We start from the raw sequence: 22,488 nt of genomic DNA on the forward strand, positions 1-22,488 counted from the left end.
GGGGAAGCGGTCTTATGAAGGTGAAATGGAAAAAAATATGGGGGGCAGTGCTGATTTGTTCTATGGTTATGGGAAACCTTGTTTACGCAGCTCCTTTACCCGGGAGCTTTGGATCTGATACGGATCAAAACGCCCTGGAAACGATTTTAAATGACGGGCTGGTCATGCATTCTTCTTTTGACGAAAGCAGTATCTCCGGGAACAAGGTAAAGGACCAGACCGGAAGAGGAAATGACGGGACGATTTACGGTCAGCCAGCCTTTGTAAAGGGGATTCGTGGCAATGGCGTTTTAGTGGATAACGGAAGCAAAGCCGGTCAGCCCGACACAAAAGCCGATCAGTATATTACCTATGGCCAGACCGCTGATTTAAAGTTTGGAACGGAAGATTTTTCCCTGTCCTTCTGGATGAAAACGGAAAATCACGGACAGAATAACGGTACCATCCTTTCCAATAAAAATTATATCAGCGGCAGCAATATTGGCTGGGCCTTTGGTAATTTCAATAATGTCAGCAACGTGGATATGAGAATGAACTTTTCCGGAACAGGAAACAGCCGGGTAGAATTAAAAGGAATACCTGCCAACGATGACAAATGGCATCATGTGGCAGGCAGTTTTGACAGGGATGGAGATATGACGGTTTATCTTGATGGAGAGAAATATTCGTCTGTTTCCATGACAGGACATAAAGGAAAATCTGTTGATACGGGACTGAACTTCATTTTAGGCGGCGACGGCAGAGGGTGTTATGGCATGAGCGGCTGTATGATTGATGAACTCAGGGTGTATAAGAAGGCGGTTAATGCCTTGACCGTAAAAACAATTTATGAAACGGAAGGAGTAATGGAAGCTTTGGAACAGATGAAAAATCAGCTGGCTTTAATAAAGCCGGGGGCACAGTATCCCATGGACCGGATCCATGCTATGGGACTGGAAATTGAACATGTAAAGAATGGGCTGGAGGGCATGACGGCAGCCGCAGCGGTGGCAGCCGTCAGAAACCTTAAAGAAAGGTTCAATGAATTTCTGGAAGGCAGCGAGCCGCTTTGCAGCTTCCAGGTGGTTGCCGATGTCCATATTAAGTCCGACAACTTATGGGATACCAATGCGGTGAATTTCATAGCCGGGTTAAAGGACATGAAAACCCTTGACCCTGATTCTATGGGAGTGCTGAATTTAGGTGATTTTACACAGAGCGGCACAGAAGCCCAGTATAACGGGATCTATAACATCATGGACCAGTATTCTCCGGTTTCTGATGATAAGGTTATCATGGCACTTGGAAATCACGATGTCAGGGGATACAATTCCGCTGACTGGAACAAGGATGAAACCGTTATCAGTGCATACTGGCCTACGGCAAAAGCCCTTTATCTGAAAAAGAACAAAAGATACATGCCAAACAACGGGGAAGCGCTCTATTTTGACCGGTGGCTGGGTGGGTATCATTTTATCGTAATCAATACGGAAAACGGCTTAAAAGATACCATGTATCTTTCCGGAGAACAGTTAAACTGGCTGGAAGAGACTCTGGCTGAAAATGCCAGCCCGGATAAGCCGATTTTTGTCATGGGACACAATGCATTAAAGGATACCCACTGGAGAAGCAATATCCTGCTGGATTTCGGGAAACAGGATTTAAGGGTAAAGGAGATATTTTCCAAATACCCTCAGGTGATTTACATGTCCGGCCACATTCATAACGGATTTGGCGTGGCGGAAGCCATTGACAGGGAATACGGAACCTTGATTGATGTTCCCTCTTATAATGAGTCTGAAAACGGTGTAAAGGAAACCGGAATAGGCTACCATGTAAAGATTTATAAAGACAGTGTGGTATTTAAGGCAAGAAACTTTAAAACCGCTGCCTGGCTGCCGGAGTACGATATAACAGTGGATATTCCCAGCCTTCCTTCTGTATACAAAAAGGCAGGGAGCTTAAATCCCGATGCTTATACGGCTGGGTCTTATGAGAAAGTATTGAAGCTTATGGAAGAGGGAAAAGAAATTTTTCGGAAGGAATATGATCAGAGCAAGCTGACCTATGAAAATGTGGCTCCTCCTGCGGTCAGCCTGTTTACCAGAGAGGTAAGGGAACGGATCAATGAACTGGCATCAAGACTTACCGCTGCCATAGAAGAACTGGAATCCAACGAAAAAATCACGGTTCCCACTGAGGAAGTTTACCTCCAGGGAGGAACTGATGCCGGTAAAACAAACAGCCAGTACAGCAATTACGATGCTTCCAAGCTAAGAGTTAAATTCTCTGACGGCCAGCAGAATTATACCAGAAGAACGGTTATGACATTTGATTTATCGGGAGTGGAAAGAGAAACCAGAGAGGCTGATCTTGTACTTGAACTGACCGGAGGAATCAGCAATACCAATCCTGCGAAAGATTTTGTTTCTGCGGAAATTTATGAAGTGAAAAGCGGCTGGAATTCCAGTACGGTGACGTGGAATACAAAGCCGGAAAGAATAAGAGCCAAGGCGGATGGAATGATCTCAAAGGATAATATATCCGGTGGGATCGTAACTGCAGATGTCAGCCAAAGCGTAAGGAATGCGCTGAATGAAGGGAAAACGGAAATTTCCTTTGAAATCAGCTGTCCTGTGGCGGCTAATGACAATATGATTGACTTTTATTCCACTAAGGCAGAAGGAAAGAAAGGGCCAAGGCTCATTACCCGCACAACCGGGACAATAAAACCGGTTGATCCCCAGTTTCAGGAATTGAGGGAAAAGTGGCTGGCCACGCTGTTAGGCGGAGAACTGGATACCAACAATGAAGCGGTCCGCACCTACATCAAAGGGCTTAATGAAAAGTCCAGGGAATACTGGAATACCATGATAAAGGGAAGGGATGAGTCCAGGACAAATCTCTGGAACGATCTTGATATGAGCTATATTAAAGGGACCGGCGCAGAGGCCAAGGTCCATTCCGGAAATGTTGCACAGACCTTTTACCGGTTAAAGGATATCGCAATCGCATGGGCAACAAAGGGATGCCAGTTGTACCAGAACGAAGACGTGAAAAAAGAACTGATCCTGGCCCTGGATTTTATGAATGAACACCACTATAGCAGCAGTGATGAAAAGACCCCGGTGTTCGGAAACTGGTGGCACTGGGAAATCGGAGGTCCCATTGCATTTCTGGATACTGCCCTGATTCTTTATGGGGATCTGACACCGGATCAAATCAGCCGTTATGGGGCGGCAGTCAACCGGTTTACAAATGTATGCGACCGTCCCTCCGGTTATCCGGGGTCTCCGGCCATGACAGGGGCAAATCTGATCGACAAAGGCATGGTAGTAGTCCAGACCGGTCTTTTGACCGACAGCAGGGAGAAACTGGATCATGTGAAAAAGGCATATAAAACCGTGTTTGAATATGTGACTACTGGAGACGGATTCTATGAGGACGGATCCTTTATCCAGCATCAGGCCCTTGCCTATATGGGCGGATACGGTTCCCAGCTGTATGAGAAACTGAGCATTCTGTTTTCCGTATTTTCTGGCACTGATTTTGAACTGACCTATGAGGACCACGCAGAGCAGCTGATCTTTGATATGGTATTTGAAGGAATCGAGCCGTTTATCTATAACGGCCTGTGCATGGATATGGTAGCAGGAAGAGATATTACAAGAAAAACCTCAAATGACAAGGCAAGGGGCGCAGGAATCATGGATGCCATGATGCTGATGGGGGATGCCATGCCTGCAGATCAGCAGGAGCGGTTTAACCGCATGATGAAATATTTCATTGGGCTGGATGAAAATTATTATTACAGCCGCAGCACTCATATTGCTTCCTTAATGAAGGCAAATCAGATCATGAACGATGCTTCTGTTGAACCGAGAGGCGAGTATGTGCTTCACAAGCTGTTTGCAGGCATGGATAAGCTGGTACATATTATGCCGGAATTCGGATTCGCTTTATCCATGCATTCCAGCCGTACCTATGGCCACGAACTGATCAATGATGAAGGCAAGCGCACCTGGAATGTTTCCGATGGCATGACATACCTCTATAACCGTGACAGAGACCAGTACGGGGAAGGCTATTGGGCCACCGTAGATCCAAAGCGTCTGGCAGGAACGACTACGGAATATGTGACCCGTCCCAACGGTGCCGGTGACCGCACAAAGAATATTTACAGCTGGGTGGGCGGTTCCAGCCTTGGCAATTACGGCGGAGCAGGAATGCATTATAAGACTCTGGGCAACAGCGGCAGTACCAGGTCAGGCACTGACGCCAAAAAGTCCTGGTTCATGTTTGACGACGAGATCGCAGCACTGGGAAGCGGAATCACCTCCTCCACAGGCAATTACGTGGAGACCATTATTGACAACAGGAAGCTGAATAAGGATGGAAGCAATGCAGTGCTGATCAATGGGGAAGCAAAGGATATCAGGGACGATGGTGAGGAAAGTGCATCAAAAGGAACAAAAATAGCCGGTACCTCCTGGATCCATCTGGAGGGCAATACGGCTGGCTCTGATATCGGATATTATTTTCCTGAAAAAGCGGATGTCATGGCCCTGAAAGAAAAGAGGACCGGTAATTGGAATGCCCAGGGAACCACCGAGGGCGAGGCAACAAACCTTTTTGCCACCTTTTGGTTCGACCATGGGAAAAAGCCGTCTAATGCAGATTATTCCTATGTGATACTTCCTGGAAAAACCGCAGAAGAAACGGCACAGTACTGCGAAAATTCGGACATTGAAGTCCTGGAGTGCAGCGAAGATGCTCATGGGGTAAGAGAAAAGTCCCTGAGAATAACGGCAGTGAATTTCTGGAACAACAAGGTAACGACTGTGGCGGGAATCACATCAAATAAAGCCGCATCCATAACCATGCAGATAAATGGGGATGAGGTAACTCTGGGGGTATCGGATCCGACCCAGGAGAACAATGGCACCATTGAGATTTCCCTTCCATATACAGGGGGAGAGACGAAAGAATTTGACGCCAATGTGGAAGTGCTTCAGAAAACTCCGTTTATCAAACTGGCTGTAAGGACGGCAGGGCTGGCAGGCCAGACCAGCAGGATCACGCTAAAGGTGCTGGAACCTGAAAAATGTGAAATCATTGGACTTTCCGGAGAGTTCAGCCAAATCAAGGCAGACCCCGGAACAAAGTTCACGGATTTGCAGCTTCCTGAGACAGTGGAAGTTTATGACAATGCCGGAAGCACTCACACACTGGATATTTTGTGGGAGAGAGGGGATTATCAGAAGGATGTATTGGGGACCTATGATTTAACCGGACAGCTGATACTGCCTGAGGGACTTTACAATACGGCAGGGTTTTCTGCCTTAATCCAGGTTCAGGTCGGCAATGAATATAATCCAGTTATGGATAATGTTTATGTGCAGGGCGGATCGGACAGCGATAAAAATTTCAACGGTTCTGCTTACCTGATTGTAAAAAATGATGCCGGAGCGCAGAATTACACCAGAAAGTCCCTTATGAAGTTCAGTCTGGAACAGATGCCGGAATCTGCTCAGGGAATTTATCTGACCTTTGAACTGACAGGTACGCCAAGTGGGGATTTTACCAGTGCAGATATTTATCAGGTGGAAAATGACTGGGAAGGGCCAACAGTAACCTTCAACAGCTTCCCAGCCCGCATTGGGGAAGAACCGGTATCTTCCTTTACAAAAGCCATGGCATCGGAGAGTCTGATACAGAAGCTTAATGTGACGGAAGCCGTCTGCAAGGCTAAAAAGAACGGGGAGACTGAAATTTCCTTTGAGATCAGTATACCAACCGCAGCAAAAAACAACTACCTGGATATTCACTCTTCCAGAACTGCCAAAGAAGAAGCGCTGAAGCCATCCCTGGTGTGGAAATCCGATTATACAGCGGAAAAGGTAATAAAAAAGAATTTAAGCTTTATTATTGATCTGGCTTCCAATGTCAACGCAGAGGATTACAGCAATGTGGATGAGACAGGTCTGGCACAGCTGGTTGAAGAAGCAAAACGGGTTCTTCAGGATCCGGATGCAGCAATGGAAGAAATTCATGAAATGGAGAAACGTCTGACTCAGGAACTGGCAAAATATAGAAGAAAGCTGTAAGGAGCAGGAGGAAACGATGAAACAGAAAGCGCGCAGATGGATGATGGTAATGGGAGCTGCTGCAATCCTGGCTTTATTTATGACGGGAATCTGGTGGCTGAAAAGTCCTTCCAATGGAGTGCTGAAACTTGGAAGTCACACCATCACTCAGGACCATCTGGCGCTTTATGAAAATGACTGCCGGGCAGAAGTCACATCTTATTTTTACAATAAATATCAGCTGGACCCTAATGAAGACGGATTCTGGGAGACAAAAATCCAAGGCGAGATTCCAGGGGAGGTATTAAAGCAAAAAGCCATGGACCGTCTTGTCCGGGATACTGTAGAACGGATAAAGGCTTCCCAATATGGGATACCTGCGGATATAACTCTGAAAGATATAAAAAGGTCCCTGGAGAAAGAGAACAAAAAACGGCAGTCCTCTGACGGCATTTCTTACGGCCCCGGCCAGTACGGACTGATGGAATATATATCCAGGACACAGATGGAAGTGAGAGACGAACTAAAGGGAAAACTTCTGGAGGAAAGACTGAAACCTTCCGGGGAGCAGTTAGAGGAGCTTTACGCCAGTGCAGATCCCTCCCTGTTTGATAAGGGGGGCAGATCCAGGATCGGAATCTATATGTATTACGGCATGAAGGCAGGAGAGTATCCGGAGGAACTGAAAAAAGTCTGGGGCCTTGTGGAGAAAGGCTTTGCCGAAGGAAAGGAGCCTGCGGATATTGTCAATGGGATCAATGAAGGGTCAAGGGTTAAAATCGAATACGAGGAAGTGGAATATGATACGGCTGATTTTCCCAGAGACAACCAGGAAATGACCTGGCTGGCAGAACAGACCCGGTTTATGGAACCGGGGCAAAGCAGCGGAGTCTTGGACTATGGAGCCTCCCAGGGAATCTTAAAGGTACTGGATAAGCATGACTACGGTAAAGCAGGTCATGAGGAATCTGAAACACTTTTAAGGAATCTGTGGCTGGAGGGAGCCTATCAGGAGTACATAAAACAGTGTATGGAAGAGTATGGCTATTTCCTGAAGCAATGAAAAAAGCTGTTTTAAATGGCAATAAGCTGGAAGGAAGCGGCAGGATAAAAGAGCGAAACGATGGAGAGATACGCATTTATTTGATAAATATCTGTTTATTACGATGCAGGATAATGGAACCGGAATACCAGAAGAGAAAATACCTCAGCCCATAAATCATTGGGAAAAGCTGAAAGAATACTGGGGCAGGGTATATATAGGTAACCATAAAAAGTCCTATGGAGTATTAAATATGTATCGGATCATGATCGTAGACGACGAACCGCTGATTCTGGCAGGGGTCACTTCCCTTCTTAACTGGGAAGAACATCAATGTAAAATAGTGAGAAAGGTCTCTGGCGGCCGCCAGGCTCTGGCCCAGATGGAGACCCTTCGGCCGGATATTGTGATAACGGATATTGAGATGCCTGCCATGGATGGGATCAGCTTTATGAAGGCATCTGTAGAGAACGGATATGGGGCAGCCTTTATTTTCCTGACCAATCTTGAGGAATATTCTCTGGTGAAAGAGGCCCTGCGTCTGGGAGCCGTTGATTATCTTGTGAAGCTGGAGCTTGATAAGGAGGCGTTAATCGCAGCGCTTAAAAGGGCTAAGGACAGATGCAATCTAACCCACCGCAGGATACGGGCGATGGAAGACGGAGAGGCCACCGCAGATGAACGCATTCAGAATTATTTCAGACGTGTTTTGATTTGCGATACGGATACGCAGCCGGATGAAAGGCTGGCTTTGATGATCCGGGAGCGTTATCCGGTGCTTCTTTTGATGTTACTTCATTTTAACTACAAATTTGAGGAATTTTCCGAAAAAATTACCAGGGCAGATCAGAAGAGAATCATGAATTATGCAGAAAATATCATTCATGAAATGGTGAAGGGTTTTTTTGACAGAAGCTGTCTTCTGAGAAAGGATCAAAATGGTTTTATCCTTGTTCTTTCACTGGAGGGAATGAATGAGTATAAAGAACAGGCCGAAGCCATGAGCATCAGGTTTTGTAAGGTGATGAAGGATACTTTTGGGATTCCCGTGTCCATTGCTGTCAGCCGGCCCGTAAGACAGGCAGAGGGGGTTCAGGATCTTCTTTACCAGGCCATGAGTGCTATGAATGATACCTATTATGACAATTCCGGCACGATAGCTTTTTATCCGGAAAATTGTAAAGAAAATTTCAGTCACAGCAGAAGCTTTAATATTAATTTTTTGAAGAAGGAATTAACAGGCATTATCCGTCAAAACGACCGGAAGGGCTTTTCCAATATCATGAATCAGATCATACAGCTGTTTGTCCAGTGTAAGCCATCCCGTTCACAGGCGGTAAATGCGTGTTGTAACCTTTATTGCTTTATCACATTCCTTTTGGAAGAGAGAGAGGGCCAGGACTTTCCCTATATTTTAGACGTGGCAGGGCAGTTAAACCGGCTGTTTGACTTAAACTCTGTGATTGCCTGGCTGGAGCGGTTCCGGGATCAGGTGGCAGAAGCCCTGGAGTCTTATAAGGAAAGCAGGAAGGACAAGTATATTGAGCTGGTTCTGGAGTATATACGGGAGCATTACCGGGAAAAAATAACCTTAAATCAGATGTCCGCCTTATTAAATATCAGCCAGGGACATTTAAGCTGTATTTTTAAAAAACAGACTGGAAAAAACTTTTCAGATTACGTAACTGAGGTTAAGATTGAAAAGGCAAAGGAGCTGATAGAAACGTATCAATATATGATGTATGAAATTTCGGATATGCTTGGTTTTGATACGCAGTACTATTTCAGCGCCGTATTTAAAAAGATCACGGGTTATACTCCAAAAGAATATGAGAGTATGACAATAAAAAAGAGCTGCTCCTGATTCAAATGTGCCTTTTTAGCTGAAACCAGCAGATACCCGCCTGTATTTGCAAAGAACGGAAGAATGGAAAGAAAAGGGCTGCCGCTTAAGGCGGCAGCCCGATCTGACCAGGATTCGTCTCAATAAAACATTGGTCAGGAGAAGATGTAAACGGCATTAAAACGGTCGCTTCTGTAAGGGTCATAAAAACCATCGCTGATATCCCAGCCGCGAAAATCTTCCTTGGAAAACAATAAGTGCTCATCCCGGTGGGAACGCATGGGGATTTCTCCGATCAGCACGCCTTTTTTAGCAACCCTAAGAAGCTCCTTTGTTGCTCTCTCTGCATACTCCTTATTATCAAAATAAAGATAAACGCCGTAACAGATCACTTTATCAAAGGATTTATCCTTAAAGGGCAGGTCTGCGGCTTCACCGGTCAGGACCGAATTCTGCAGAATTTCGATATGCTTTTGAACCAGGGTAGGGGAATAGTCAATGCCAACGTAATCACAGTCCAGATACTGGGCCAGGGCACCTGCGCCGCAGCCGACTTCAAGGACCCTGTCATTTTTATGTATATCCAACCGCCCGATGATCTGACGGGCAACCTCTTCCATATCCACCTTAGTGGCCTCATAGCCGTCGTATGCCAGCAGGTCCGTTACGGAGCCGTCTGCCCGGCCTTTCCGGGTCCAGATCTGCTGCCAGGTTTCTTTTGATGCATTTTGTGTATTCATAATGATTACCTCCTTTTATTTTTGCGGAGGCAACAAGCCAAAGTCAAGTTCCCTTGACCCTGGCCGCTGCCCGCGGGTATTTAACTAGCGTAATATATGTTTCAGCGCATCTGCCAGACGTTCGTTGTCTGCCTCTGTTCTGACTGCAATGCGGATGAATTCCCTGCTTTCCATTCCCGGCTTATGGGATAGATCCTTTACAAGAATGTTGTAACGGTTTAACAACAACTCCGCAATCTGGGAAGCGGAACAGCCATCAATGATTTCACACATAATGAAGTTGGCCTGTGAGGGGTAAAGCTTCAACTGCCTGATGGACTCAAGGGACTGGTATAATTTTTCTCTGGTCCTTTTAAAATGCTCCAGAGCTTCCTGGTAGTCTGACTGGTATTTTTCAAAGATCTGAAGAAAATATTCTGCCAGAGAATTGATATTCCATATGGGCAGCTCTTTCCGCACCTGATCTATAATTTCAGAGTCGCTGCAGGTGAGAAGCCCCAGCCGAAGTCCGGGAACCCCGTATGACTTTGAAATGCTTTTGATTAGGACCAGGTTCTTATACTCATCCAATATTTCCTGACACATAAGCGACGGCGATTCCTCCGCAGAGGAGAAGTCAATAAAGGATTCATCCAGAATGAATATAATATTCCTGGCCTTGCAGTATTGGGCAAGGGAAAGGACTTCCTGCTTTGGGATATAATTTCCCGTGGGATTATCCGGGTTAACTAAGACCAGTGCCTCCAGTTCCTTATCTTTGTAATAATCCATGATATCCTGGGCGGTGTATGTATAATTCGGAGTTGAAACGTTGAAGTAGACGGCATTTTGCGAACAGATCCCATATTCTTCAAAGGATGGGCGCAGAACGCCGACTGCATTTTTAAAGCTGCGGATCAAAGGCTTGATTAATTCTGCTGCTCCGTTTCCGGTGAGAATCTGGTTCCTGTCCAGACCCAGGGATTTTGCAGCCAGCAGGTTATTCACATCAAGGCCGGAGGGATAGCTGGTGGTAAGGATTTCAAAGCTGGCCTTGATCTCTCCCATGAAACGGCTGTTTGGAAAATAGGGATTAACCAGGTAACAGAAATCCAAAAGGCCGGGATACCGCCAGTAGCCGCCGAAACGTTTCGATAGCCGGGACAGCCTGCTTTGGGAATCTGTAAAAATGGATTCCGCAATGTCCAGATCCTGCTCATCGTCAATTTCATACCAGAAGCCGTTTTCCAGCCTGGTGGCTTTTAAATCGTGGTCATCTAAAAGTGAAATGACCTTTAATACCTGTTCATAATATTCATTGTTTCCCAAGGCCCTGCTGTAAGCTTCCAGAAAGGGAACATAGTGGGTTGTGGAAAAATTACGGCTGAATTTATAGATGTTGACAGTCTTGTAGTAGGAATGAATATCCTCAAAACGGAAATCCTTCCGTGTAAGGAATTTCATTATATTGTCCTGTTTATCCAGCAGAACCACTGTCCCGTCCATCCAGCTTTCAAAATGGGCCACAAGAGCCAGATTGGGATAAGGATCATTTATGATCTGGTTCAGGACTTCCTGTTCGAAAATCAGGTCTGATTCCAGCAAAATGGTATCATCCATGAGAAGCTGGTCCTTTGCAAGATAAAGGGAGTAAATATTGTTTGTTGTTTTGTAGACCGGATTGTCTATGTACGTGACCGGAGTGGAAAGAGGGAGAGAGGATACAAAGGATTGCAGCTCTTCGCCCTTATGGCCGGTTACTATGATGATTCGGTTCAAATGGCAGTGATCCAGCTGTTTCAGCATGCGCTCGATCATAGGAACTCCATTTACGGTTATCATGCATTTCGGCTGGTTTTCAGTTAGCTTTTTTAAACGCCGTCCCATTCCGGCGGCCAGGATTATTGCCTGCATAATACACTCCTTTGTTCAAAAATGTAATATTTTATAAATTAATGAACATAATACCAGTTTGCTAATGATCTGTCAATAGATTTGAAATAAAAAAATAATAAGAGTTCCCCTTTTTAGCTGTAACAGTTGATATCCGGTTACTCTTGGTTTATCATTGTAATATCTGTTTCGATTATAATAAAAGATGGCGGGGTGGAAGAATCATGAACCAAAAGGAAAGAATGCTGGCTGGCCTGCCTTACAAGGCATGGCTGGATGGGTTAAGCGAGGAACGAATGGCGAACAAGCTTAAGATTTACCAGTATAATCAGCTGCGCCCGGATGAAGAAGAAAAAATGGAAGGGTTGATCCGCAGTATCCTTGGAAAGGCGGGAAAGGATGTTCATATGGAAGCGCCGTTTCACTGCGATTACGGTACTAATATTGAGGTAGGGGATTACTTTTTTGCAAATTATAATTGCGTGATCCTTGATGTAGGGAAGGTGATAATCGGGGACAATGTAATGTTTGCGCCCAATGTTTCTATTTATACCGCAGGCCATCCCATTCATCCGGATTCCAGAAATTCAGGATATGAATATGGGATTCCTGTGACAATAGGAAATAACGTATGGATCGGCGGCAATGTCATCATCAACCCGGGAGTTACCATAGGAAACGATGTGGTGATCGGTGCTGGAAGCGTTGTGACAAAGGACATCCCGGACCGGGTGGTGGCCCTGGGAAATCCATGCAGAGTGGTCCGCCAGATTGTAGAGGAAGACAGGAAATATTATTATAAAAATAAGGAATTTGATGTGCAGGATTATAAATGATCCCGGCTTGAGCCATGCCGTCAAAATTTATACAGGTATTTTGTTTCAGAATATAATAATATTTTACCAATAGCGTATACTAACCTGAAAGGAACCAGGGAAGAAAATTCATGAAAGGAGACGGTGTGGATGAAAGGGATGTGTGATTGCGCCGATGCATTTGTCCAGAAATGCAGCATAAAGGATTTTGCACTATTAAAGATATGCCTGTGTGCGGTAGGGGTCATGGTTGGATTATTGATCCCGGAAAAGAAGAGAAAAATGCCTCTTATGGCAGCAGGTTTAGTTTTCGTATTCAGCTATATTTTATTAATGGCGAAATTTGTGAAGGTTTGTATGGAAGAAGGTTAGGGCAGCTCATAAAGGCTGCCGCAGATAAAATCTGTGTTCCGGGATATGACCGGCTGTATCAGCATTTTAAGTAGGACTAAATGCTGATGCAGCCATTTTTTTGTCTTAATTTCAGTGGGAAAATGTGCCCGGAAATAATCATGCCATGCTTTAACTGATGATGATCCATGATCTCTTTCTAATAAAAAATAAAAAAATTAAACTATGTTGTAATAACAACGGACATAAATTCTTTCCAATGGTATCCTTTTAAAAGAAAGCAGGAGCGCTGAAAGAATGGTGCCATGCATAGATAATATACAATAGGAGGTAATGGAATATGAGCATGTTTTGCTATCAGTGTCAGGAGACGGCAAAAAACACAGGCTGTACCATCAAAGGTGTCTGTGGTAAGAATGAGGAGGTTGCAAAGCTTCAGGACCTGCTCGTTTATGCGGTAAAGGGGATTTCTGAAATTGTTGTAAAGACAAAAACCAATGCTGCAGAGATTCATACAATCAATCATGAGGTACTTACAAGTCTCTTTATCACGATCACAAACGCAAACTTTGATGCGGATGCAATTGAAAAGCAGATCGTAAAGGTTCTTGGATTAAGAGACCAGCTTGCAAAGGATACAGGATACAAGGGAAACCAGGATGCAGCAGTATTTACTGTGGACTCCAGGGAATCCATGCTTTCCAAGGCTTCTTCAGTAGGCGTTCTTGCTACGGAAAATGAAGATATCCGTTCCTTAAGGGAGCTGATCATCTACGGAATCAAGGGCTTGGCTGCTTACACAGAGCATGCGTTCAACATTGGAAAAGAGGATGTGTCCATTTATTCCTTTATCTACGAAGGACTTGCTGCAACTCTTGACGACAGCCTTACAGCTGATGATCTGGTTGCCCTGACTTTAAAGACCGGTGAATACGGAGTAAAGGGAATGGCACTTCTTGATGAGGCCAATACAACACGCTATGGAAATCCGGAAATCACTTCCGTTAATATCGGTGTCAGAAAGAACCCGGCCATTCTTATCTCCGGTCATGATCTGACAGATATGGAACAGCTTTTAGAGCAGACAAAGGGAACAGGAGTGGATGTTTATACTCATGGGGAAATGCTTCCTGCTCACTATTATCCGGCATTTAAGAAATATGACAACTTTGTAGGCAACTACGGAAACGCCTGGTGGATGCAGGTTGGCGAGTTTGAATCCTTCCACGGACCGATTCTCTTTACCACAAACTGTATTGTTCCTCCAAAAACTCCTGAAGTTGCAGGCCGGATATTTACAACAGGCGCTGCAGGCTTCCCAGGATGTCCTAACATTCCTGCGGATGAAAACGGAAAAAAGGATTTTTCCGCTGTCATTGAGATGGCAAAGAAGCTTCCTGCTCCGGATGAGATTGAAACAGGCAGTATTGTAGGCGGTTTCGCCCATAATCAGGTACTGGCACTTGCGGATAAGGTGGTTGATGCTGTGAAGTCCGGAGCCATTAAAAAGTTCTTTGTTATGGCAGGATGCGATGGCAGAATGAAATCCAGAGAGTACTACACAGAGTTTGCAAAGCAGCTTCCAAGCGATACCATCATTCTTACTGCCGGCTGTGCAAAATACAGATATAATAAGCTGGAACTGGGCGACATCGGCGGAATTCCAAGAGTTCTTGATGCGGGACAGTGTAATGACTCCTATTCCCTGGCAGTCATTGCCCTGAAATTAAAAGAAGTGTTTGGCCTTGACGATATCAATGAGCTTCCTATCGCTTATAACATCGCCTGGTATGAGCAGAAAGCGGTTATCGTACTTCTTGCCCTGCTTTACTTGGGAGTAAAGAATATTCACTTAGGACCGACATTACCTGGATTCTTATCTCCAAACGTTGCCAAGGTTCTTGTTGATACATTTGGAATCGCAGGAATTGGTACCGTAGAAGATGACATTGAATTATTCATGAATGCATAATAACCGGATACCGGCATAACAAAAGGGATGCTGAATTACTAACGAGAGTTGGTTTTTCAGCACCCCTGTTTTTTATTATCATCAAAACCAATCATTGAGACCCCATCAAATCCGTCTGCTGCGTTGTTATAATTCCATTTAAAATACAATATCCCATTATACAATTATAGAAACTAACTCAACACTTTACAGACCATTGCTAATAAAAAATGGAAAATGTTGTAACTCCAACAGACATGCAGCCAAGTCAATGGTATTCTGAAAAAAATAAAACATATCTTTGGAAAATGGATAATTTATAAAGAAATTACCAACAATAAAGATATCTTTGGGAAAGGAGTTATTGATATGAAAGCAACGGTAGATAGAGAGGGTTGTATTGAATGCGGACTGTGTGCATCAGTCTGTCCTGAAGTATTTCGAATGGGAGATGACGGACCTGCAGAAGCATACGTTGATGAAGTGCCGGAATCTGCGGAGCAATCAGCAGTTGAAGCGCAGGAAGGCTGTCCTGTTTCGGTAATAACAGTAGAATAATCAGGAAGAGCGCCTCCTTCTGAGGGGAATGATCCAATCAGACGGGGGCGTTTTTTATACAGCGGGGAGAAGATACAGTCCGAGGAAAACAGGCTGGGGTTTATGAGAGCGTGGGGAGAAGAAAAGTGATATGATAAGGAGAAAAGGTTTTCTGTTTCATAAGGAGGAATTCTATGAGTGAATATATTAACAATCGTGAAATGAGGCAAAATGCAATAAAAGAGATCATTAAAAAGCTTCATGAAGGAAAATCAGTGGAAGATGTAAAGCAGCAGTTTGACGAGGCCTTCCATGGGGTGTCTGCTTCTGAAATTTCTGCGGCTGAGACTGCCCTGATTGCAGATGGCCTGCCGGTAGAGGAGGTGCAGAAGCTTTGTGATGTTCATGCAGCAGTTTTTAAAGGCTCTATTGAGGAAATCCACCACCCGGACGATCCAACCTTAATTCCCGGACATCCTTTGAATGTGCTGGTCGGAGAAAATAAGAAAATTGCCCATATTATTGAAAATGAAATCCGCCCCTATCTCGTTCTGACAAAAAAGGATGATAAAGAGGAATTTTCAAAGCTTAAGGAAGGCATAAACCAACTAAAAGACTTATCCCTTCATTACGGAAAAAAGGAAAATCTGCTGTTTCCATATATGGAGAAATACGGAATCACGGCGCCTCCAAAGGTCATGTGGGGCGTGGATGATGAGATCAGAAGTCAGGTAAAAGAAATAATGGAAATCCTTAAAAAGAACGTGAAAATCGATGAACCCCTGGTGCAGAAGATAGAAAAATTACTGGATAAGATTACGGAAATGATATTTAAAGAGGAAAATATCATGGTGCCCATGCTTTTGGAGCAGCTGACCCAGGAAGAGTGGAAAACAATCGCTGATGGAAGCGGAGAAATAGGTTTCATGATTGACCATGTGCCCCAATGGAATCCTGCCGCAGCTGATAAGGAAAAGGAGAAGACGGAGACAAAGAAGGAACCAGGTCTTATAAGACTTCCTTCCGGAGAATTTAAGGTGGAAGAGCTGACAGCTATGTTAAATACCCTTCCCTTTGACATTACCTTTGTAAACAAGGAGGATGTGGTAGGGTACTTTTCAGAAGGAAAGGAGCGGGCTTTCCCAAGAACAAGAGCCATTATCGGCAGAAATGTCTCCAACTGCCATCCACCGGCCAGTGTCCACATTGTTGAAAAGATTGTTGAGGATTTCAAAACCGGAAGAAAAGACCAGGAAGATTTTTGGATCAAAATGGCTGGAAAGTATATTTTGATCCGCTATTATGCGGTGAGAAGCAATGAAGGGGAGTATCTTGGCGTTTTGGAGGTGACCCAGGACATAGGACCCATACAAGAGATCACCGGGGAAAAGAGGCTGCTGTCAGAATAGAAAATTCATATGTATAGCCATCCGGCCAGAGGGATTTACGCTCTGGCCTTTTTTAGTTCAGATTGTGGTTGGATTTGAAAAATGTTTTTCCGGAATGTATTAAAATATATACAAAAAATCAGGTGAAAACCATAAAGAAATTGTTTGATTTGTATGATAAATAAAATAAAAAGACGCAGTATATTTGATACTGCGGTTCAGGGAAAAATATGGTATTTCAAGGATTTTATATATTTGACGGGGAATAACGGCTATTATTTTCAGATTTCAGAGTACTTAATAAAATTGCGGAAACGGAATTAGACTTTTGTGTGAATTATCGTACAGCATAGAAACAGTGCATTTTTTGAACCAAGTAAATAAAAGACGCAATCCCATCGTCTTTTAAAGTGACTATGGATTGACGTCTTTTCTTTATCTTGGTTAAAAAAGTACTGTCTTCTGTGCGATTATTCAGACAGAAATTTTAATTCCGTTTCAGGGAATTTTATTAATTTACTCTGAAATTGGAAATAATAGCGTCACATTTCTCGTAAACATTATAAAATTGTTGAAATACATACTTTTTCCCCTGTAACCGCAGTATCAAATATACTGCGAATCCATTCTGTATACTATGATATCTATAACTTACTTTGTATATTTTTTTAATTCAGGACCAATCCATTATCAAAAACTGTGTTTTAAGGTCTGGAATTAAAAGGGTATTGTGAGGACGGTTAAGTTATACCATATCATTGTTAATAAAAAGACATACTTCTTTTTACAGAATGAGTTTAAGTTATGCAATAAGGACAGAACTGCACTTCCGGATGGGGGAGTGGATTGTCCTATTTTTCATCATACCTAAGAGAACAGGGAGGAAATAAAATGAAGAGCTTTAAGGATTTCAGTATTTCTCGAAAGCTGTTGACAGGTTTTTTAGGCCTGACACTTATTATGTTGCTGGTAGGAGGCGCAGGAATAGCCGGACTTGCCAGGATCAGTCAAATGGATACTTACTTGTACAAAGGGCAGACAGCCCCAATGAAAGATTTGTTTCGGGCGGTTGAAAGCCTGTATCAGTTCCGGGTGGATTCCAGAGCCATGGTAATCTATGCGGGAGATGCCAAGAAAATTGATGAACTAAAGCTTAGCTTTGACCAGGAATCCGAGAAGTTTTTGACCAGCGCAGAGGCCTACCGCAAGACAATAAACATTCCGGAATCCTTTACCCTTTTAGATGAGTCTGTTTCGCTGTTTAACGGCTCTTTTAAGCCGGCTGTAGAGAAGTGTACGGAAGAGGCAAAGGCCGGTAATGAAACTGCCGCATGGGAGGCGCTTTATCAGGAAACCGATAACATTCAGAAGATGTTTGATAATTTCAACAAATTAATTGATAACCGGCTGGCTGAAGCCGGAAAGACAAATGATGCCAATCATGCTACTGCATTGTGGCTGACCGCTGTTCTGGTTCTTTTTGTTACATTTGGAGCCGGAGTGGCAGTATATTTGGGAATAAGAATCTCAAAAATGATCAGTCAGCCGATTGATCAGGTAGTGGATGCGGCCAATCGGATCGCCTTAGGGCACGTGGATGTGGAGCTTGGTAATATTGATACAAAGGATGAAACCGGGCAGCTTGCCAATGCCTTTACTAAGATGATCGGCAGCATTAGAAAACAGGTAGACGCTGCGAACCGGATCAGCAACGGCGATTTTACCAATGAAGTGCCCCTTCGTTCCGATCAGGATATCCTTGGGCTTGCACTGCAGAAAATCAGAAAAGATCTAAATCACACACTCTCATTAATAAGTATTGCTTCCGAACAAGTCAATGCAGGGGCAGAACAGGTTTCTTCCGGGGCACAGGCTCTGGCTTCCGGTACCGCCGAGCAGGCGGCTACGATTGAGGAACTGAATGCTTCCGTCAGCAGTGTGGCGGAGCAGGCGGAAGAAAATGCAAAAAATGTGCAAAGAGCTGCGGACTATGTTGGGCAGGCCGGAGTCGGGGTGAATGAGAGCAACCAGTATATGAGGAAGCTAAATGAGGCCATGAAGGAGATCGGGTCGGCCTCTGATAAGATATCAAGCATCACAAAGGTAATTGAAGATATTGCATTCCAGACGAACATTCTTGCCCTTAATGCGGCTGTGGAATCGGCCCGCGCGGGAGAGGCTGGTAAGGGATTTGCAGTGGTTGCAGATGAAGTCAGGAATCTTGCCGGAAAATCTGCGGAAGCAGCCAAGCAGACAGCCGATTTGATCAGACATTCGGTGACCAGCGTTGCAGAGGGTGAGAAATTAGCAGATGAGACGGCAAGGATACTTATGGAAGTGGCAGAACAGGCGGCGTTTGTAGACCAGGCCATCAGGGGGATCGAAGAGTCCTCTTCTCAGCAGGTACAGGTGATAGAGCAGATCAACCAGGGATTGTCCCAGGTATCTGCCGTTATACAGACAAACGCTGCGACTGCAGAAGAAAGCTCTTCTTCCAGTGAAGAACTGGCTGCCCAGGCGCAGATGCTTCAACAGGAGGTGGGCAGATTCAAGCTTTTAAAGGAAGATATTCATTTTGCCAATTCCTATCTGGGTTAATAAAACACCCTTTAGGTGTACCTGTATGCCTAAAAGGCATGGCAGGAAAGAAAAAAGAAACGGAAAGAATCGCTTTACAGCTTGCCTCCATATTATGTATAATGTAAAAAATATAGAAGACATAGGATAATTGTGGAGAGACGGTATGAAAGAGCTGAATAAAATTAGAGAAGATTTGAACCGCTGTGATAAGGAAATTTTAGACCTTTTGATGAAACGCCTTGGTTACGCAGCAGAAATCATGGAATATAAAAAGGAACAAGGTCTGCCCATATTTCAGCCGGAGGAGGAAAACCGGCATGAAGATTTCCTTAAGGCAGTGGGAAGCCATACTTATTGCACCGAATTATCAAGGATATTTAAACAGATCCAGGAGGAAAGCAAACGCGTACAGAGCAAAAGTCTGTTTGACCATAATATTGCCTTGATCGGATTTATGGGAACAGGAAAGAGTACAGTTTCCAAGTACTTAAGGGATATGCTGGCCATGAAGGAAGTGGATGTGGATGCCATGATCGTGGAAGACCAGAAGATGCCTATCAAGGACATATTTGAAGAATATGGAGAAGAGTACTTCAGGGACTGCGAAAGCAATGCCATTCTTAACTTGCAGAACTGCCGCCAGACTATTATTTCCTGCGGCGGCGGCGCGGTAATACGTGAGAAAAATGTTGAAAACCTTAAAAAGGGCAGCCGCATCGTACTTCTCACTGCCAGCCCTGAGACCATATTGGATCGGGTAAAGGATGATGGCGGCCGGCCAATCTTAAATGGAAATATGAACGTGGAGTTCATAAAAGAGCTTATGGCAAAACGTAAGGACTTTTATGAAAGAGCGGCGGATATTATCGTAGAAACGGATCATAAAAGCGTACAGCAGATAGGCGAAGAGCTGGTCGCTTCCCTGATGCAATTTGAACGTTGAGTTGTATCTGGAACATGCTATTATACAGGTAAGAGCAAAGACTTAAAACGAATGCTAAAAGACATACCGGCCTGACGAGCCGGTATATCGAATGGGCTTGATCAGGAGATTGATTTTTAATACATAATTAACACGTGTATATCATTTGAAAGAAGGATATACACGTGTTTTTTTAATGATACTCCTTGTTACAAATCTTTTCCGGCCGTCTTCTTAATCGCTGGAAAGGTACCTGAGAATTTTAGACGGATTTTATTTGTAAAAAAGTCTCATCTACACAACTTCTACAAATCGCTCTGTTATTCTTTATTCCAGAAATTAAAAAGGAGGACAGACGATGGGATCTGCTATAAGAACTAAAAAGATACGGATCGGCGGGATGACCTGCATAAGCTGTCAAAATAAAATTGAAAAAAAACTGCGTAATACGGCTGGAATCGAAAAAGTGGAGGTAAGCTACAGCGCCGGAACTGCTGTCATTACCTTTGATACAGATATCATTTCCTACAAAAGCATTGTAGGGATTATTGAGAGTCTGGATTACCAGGTATTAACAGAGCATGAACAGCAGAAACCGGATACCAGCCGGGCCATAGGAATTCTGATCATCATTGCTTCCCTGTACATGCTGATCCAGCAGTCCGGGCTTTTAAATCTGCTTGTGCCCAGCCAGCTGGCAGACGAAAAGATGGGCTATGGAATGCTGTTTGTCATCGGCGTTGTTACCTCTGTTCATTGCGTGGCAATGTGCGGCGGCATCAATCTGTCCCAGTGCATTCCAGGAAGCGGAGATGCTGTTTCAGAAAAAAGCCGTTTTTCTACATTCCGGCCTACCTTTCTTTATAATCTGGGACGGGTGATCTCTTACACCGCAGTAGGTTTCCTGGTGGGAGCCCTGGGCTCGGTGGTTACATTCTCTAATACCCTTCAAGGTGTTTTGAAGCTGGCTGCCGGAGTGTTCATGGTCATTATGGGCATAAACATGCTGGGGATTTTTCCGTGGCTTCGCAGGCTGAACCCGAGAATGCCCCAAATTTTTGCGAGAAAAATTGACAAGGAAAAATCAAAAAGCAGCAGTCCCCTGATCGTTGGCCTGTTAAACGGACTCATGCCATGCGGTCCCTTACAGGCAATGCAGATCTATGCATTGTCGACCGGAAACCCCTTTTCCGGCGCCCTGTCCATGTTCCTGTTCAGCCTTGGTACCGTACCTCTTATGTTCGGACTTGGTGCCCTTTCCTCAGCACTGGGGAAAAGGTTTACCAGCAAGGTCATGACAGTGGGAGCGGTGCTGGTTGTGGTACTTGGAATGTCCATGTTTTCCCAGGGAATGAGCCTGTCGGGATTCCAGGCGCCTGACTTATTCTATAAAGCAGGAAACAACGCCTATGCAGCCGGAGAGCAGGAGAAAAAGAATGATACAAAAATAGAAGACGGAGTACAGATCATAAACAGTACTCTTTCTCCCGGAAGGTATCCAAACATCAATGTCCAGAAAGGGATTCCGGTAAAATGGATCATTGATGCGCCAAAGGGAAGCATAAACGGCTGCAACAACCGGATGATCATCCGGGATCTTGGCATTGAATATGCCTTTAAGACCGGAGAAAACGTCATTGAATTCACCCCTGAAAAAACAGGGAAGATTTCATACAGCTGCTGGATGGGAATGATCCGTGGGTCCATCTATGTGACAGAAGAAGGAGATGCAAGGAATGGCACAGATTCTGATGGGGAAGGCGTATTAAAAGAATATGCACCGGAGGAACCGGCAGCAGCCGGCTATAGGATTCCAACGGATGAGATTGCCATAGCGGAAGACGCTGTGGATGAATACGGAAACAGCATTCAGAGAATTAACATGGAGCTTACGGACGACGGCTTTAAGCCGGCAGCGGCAGTGGTGAAATCCGGTGTGGATGTGGAATGGAATATCATTGACAATACTTCTGATTCCACCTATGGAACCCAGCTTCTTGTTCCGGATTTTGCAACCCAGCTTCCTCTTGACCAGGGGGAAAACAGCTTTTATTTCACACCCGCAGGAAGCTTTGATTTTTCCACCGGGGACAATGCATTTTATGGGTATATCAAGATTGTGGATGATTTAAATAACTTAGATATGGATGCCATTAAGAAAGAAATAAGCAGCTTTAAGACCCTTATCTGGCCCGAAGATACCTTCCAGGGAGCAGGCGGTTCCTGCTGCGGATAAATTGGGAATTTGTCTGTTTAATCGAATCCAAGTAGGGTCGCGAATTGCAAATATCCGCTTAACGTGAGAAAAGGAGAACTGATTGATGAGTTTGTTATTAAGTCACTGGCACTGCATACTTCCGGTTTTTGGTATTATCTTAGCAA

13 protein-coding genes are annotated in these 22,488 nt (G+C 44.4%); 11 read left to right on the forward strand and 2 right to left on the reverse strand.

Going from position 1 to position 22,488, the window contains the following annotated elements:
- Positions 1-14 precede the first annotated feature (14 nt).
- From ABFV83_RS03765 to ABFV83_RS03775, 3 genes are all read left to right on the forward strand, one after another.
- Complete coding sequence (locus ABFV83_RS03765; RefSeq protein WP_349947606.1) at positions 15-6,086, forward strand: polysaccharide lyase family 8 super-sandwich domain-containing protein; 6,072 nt, start codon at positions 15-17, stop codon at positions 6,084-6,086.
- A gap of 16 nt (positions 6,087-6,102) precedes the next feature.
- Positions 6,103-7,128, forward strand: coding sequence for a hypothetical protein (locus ABFV83_RS03770; protein ID WP_349947607.1), 1,026 nt, complete (start codon positions 6,103-6,105; stop codon positions 7,126-7,128).
- 232 nt (positions 7,129-7,360) lie between these two features.
- Positions 7,361-8,971, forward strand: coding sequence for a response regulator (locus ABFV83_RS03775; protein WP_349947608.1), 1,611 nt, complete (start codon positions 7,361-7,363; stop codon positions 8,969-8,971).
- Positions 8,972-9,105: 134 nt separating this feature from the next.
- Here ABFV83_RS03775 and ABFV83_RS03780 read toward each other — a convergent pair whose 3' ends face one another.
- The gene (locus tag ABFV83_RS03780) at positions 9,106-9,690 is read right to left on the reverse strand and encodes a methyltransferase domain-containing protein (protein WP_349947609.1); all 585 of its coding nucleotides are present in this window, start codon (positions 9,688-9,690) and stop codon (positions 9,106-9,108) included.
- Positions 9,691-9,774: 84 nt separating this feature from the next.
- The gene (locus ABFV83_RS03785; protein ID WP_349947610.1) at positions 9,775-11,583 is read right to left on the reverse strand and encodes an aminotransferase class I/II-fold pyridoxal phosphate-dependent enzyme; all 1,809 of its coding nucleotides are present in this window, start codon (positions 11,581-11,583) and stop codon (positions 9,775-9,777) included.
- 203 nt (positions 11,584-11,786) lie between these two features.
- Between ABFV83_RS03785 and ABFV83_RS03790 the strand changes: the two genes are divergently transcribed.
- The 8 genes from ABFV83_RS03790 (at position 11,787) to ABFV83_RS03825 (ending at position 22,342) form a co-directional block, all read left to right on the forward strand.
- Positions 11,787-12,398 (forward strand): sugar O-acetyltransferase, encoded by a 612-nt coding sequence (locus ABFV83_RS03790; protein ID WP_349947611.1) that lies wholly within the window; start codon positions 11,787-11,789, stop codon positions 12,396-12,398.
- Between the two features lie 129 nt (positions 12,399-12,527).
- The gene (locus ABFV83_RS03795; RefSeq protein WP_349947612.1) at positions 12,528-12,749 is read left to right on the forward strand and encodes a permease of phosphate ABC transporter; all 222 of its coding nucleotides are present in this window, start codon (positions 12,528-12,530) and stop codon (positions 12,747-12,749) included.
- 319 nt (positions 12,750-13,068) lie between these two features.
- Positions 13,069-14,700, forward strand: a complete 1,632-nt coding sequence (hcp, locus tag ABFV83_RS03800; protein ID WP_349947613.1) for a hydroxylamine reductase — start codon at positions 13,069-13,071, stop codon at positions 14,698-14,700.
- 348 nt (positions 14,701-15,048) lie between these two features.
- Positions 15,049-15,237 (forward strand): ferredoxin, encoded by a 189-nt coding sequence (locus ABFV83_RS03805; RefSeq protein WP_054738812.1) that lies wholly within the window; start codon positions 15,049-15,051, stop codon positions 15,235-15,237.
- Positions 15,238-15,410: 173 nt separating this feature from the next.
- On the forward strand, positions 15,411-16,625 hold the full coding sequence (locus ABFV83_RS03810; protein ID WP_349947614.1) for a DUF438 domain-containing protein: 1,215 nt from the start codon (positions 15,411-15,413) through the stop codon (positions 16,623-16,625).
- 870 nt (positions 16,626-17,495) lie between these two features.
- Positions 17,496-19,202 carry a HAMP domain-containing methyl-accepting chemotaxis protein gene (locus ABFV83_RS03815; RefSeq protein WP_349947615.1) on the forward strand — a complete coding sequence of 569 codons (1,707 nt, stop codon included), beginning with the start codon at positions 17,496-17,498 and terminating at the stop codon, positions 19,200-19,202.
- A gap of 145 nt (positions 19,203-19,347) precedes the next feature.
- Entirely contained in the window at positions 19,348-20,127 is a 780-nt protein-coding gene (locus tag ABFV83_RS03820) for a shikimate kinase (RefSeq protein WP_349947616.1), read from the forward strand.
- A gap of 337 nt (positions 20,128-20,464) precedes the next feature.
- The gene (locus ABFV83_RS03825) at positions 20,465-22,342 is read left to right on the forward strand and encodes a sulfite exporter TauE/SafE family protein (protein WP_349947617.1); all 1,878 of its coding nucleotides are present in this window, start codon (positions 20,465-20,467) and stop codon (positions 22,340-22,342) included.
- Positions 22,343-22,488: the final 146 nt, after the last annotated feature.

Origin of the sequence: Lacrimispora sp. BS-2 (assembly GCF_040207125.1) — a bacterium.
In the GTDB taxonomy this organism is placed as follows: domain Bacteria; phylum Bacillota; class Clostridia; order Lachnospirales; family Lachnospiraceae; genus Lacrimispora.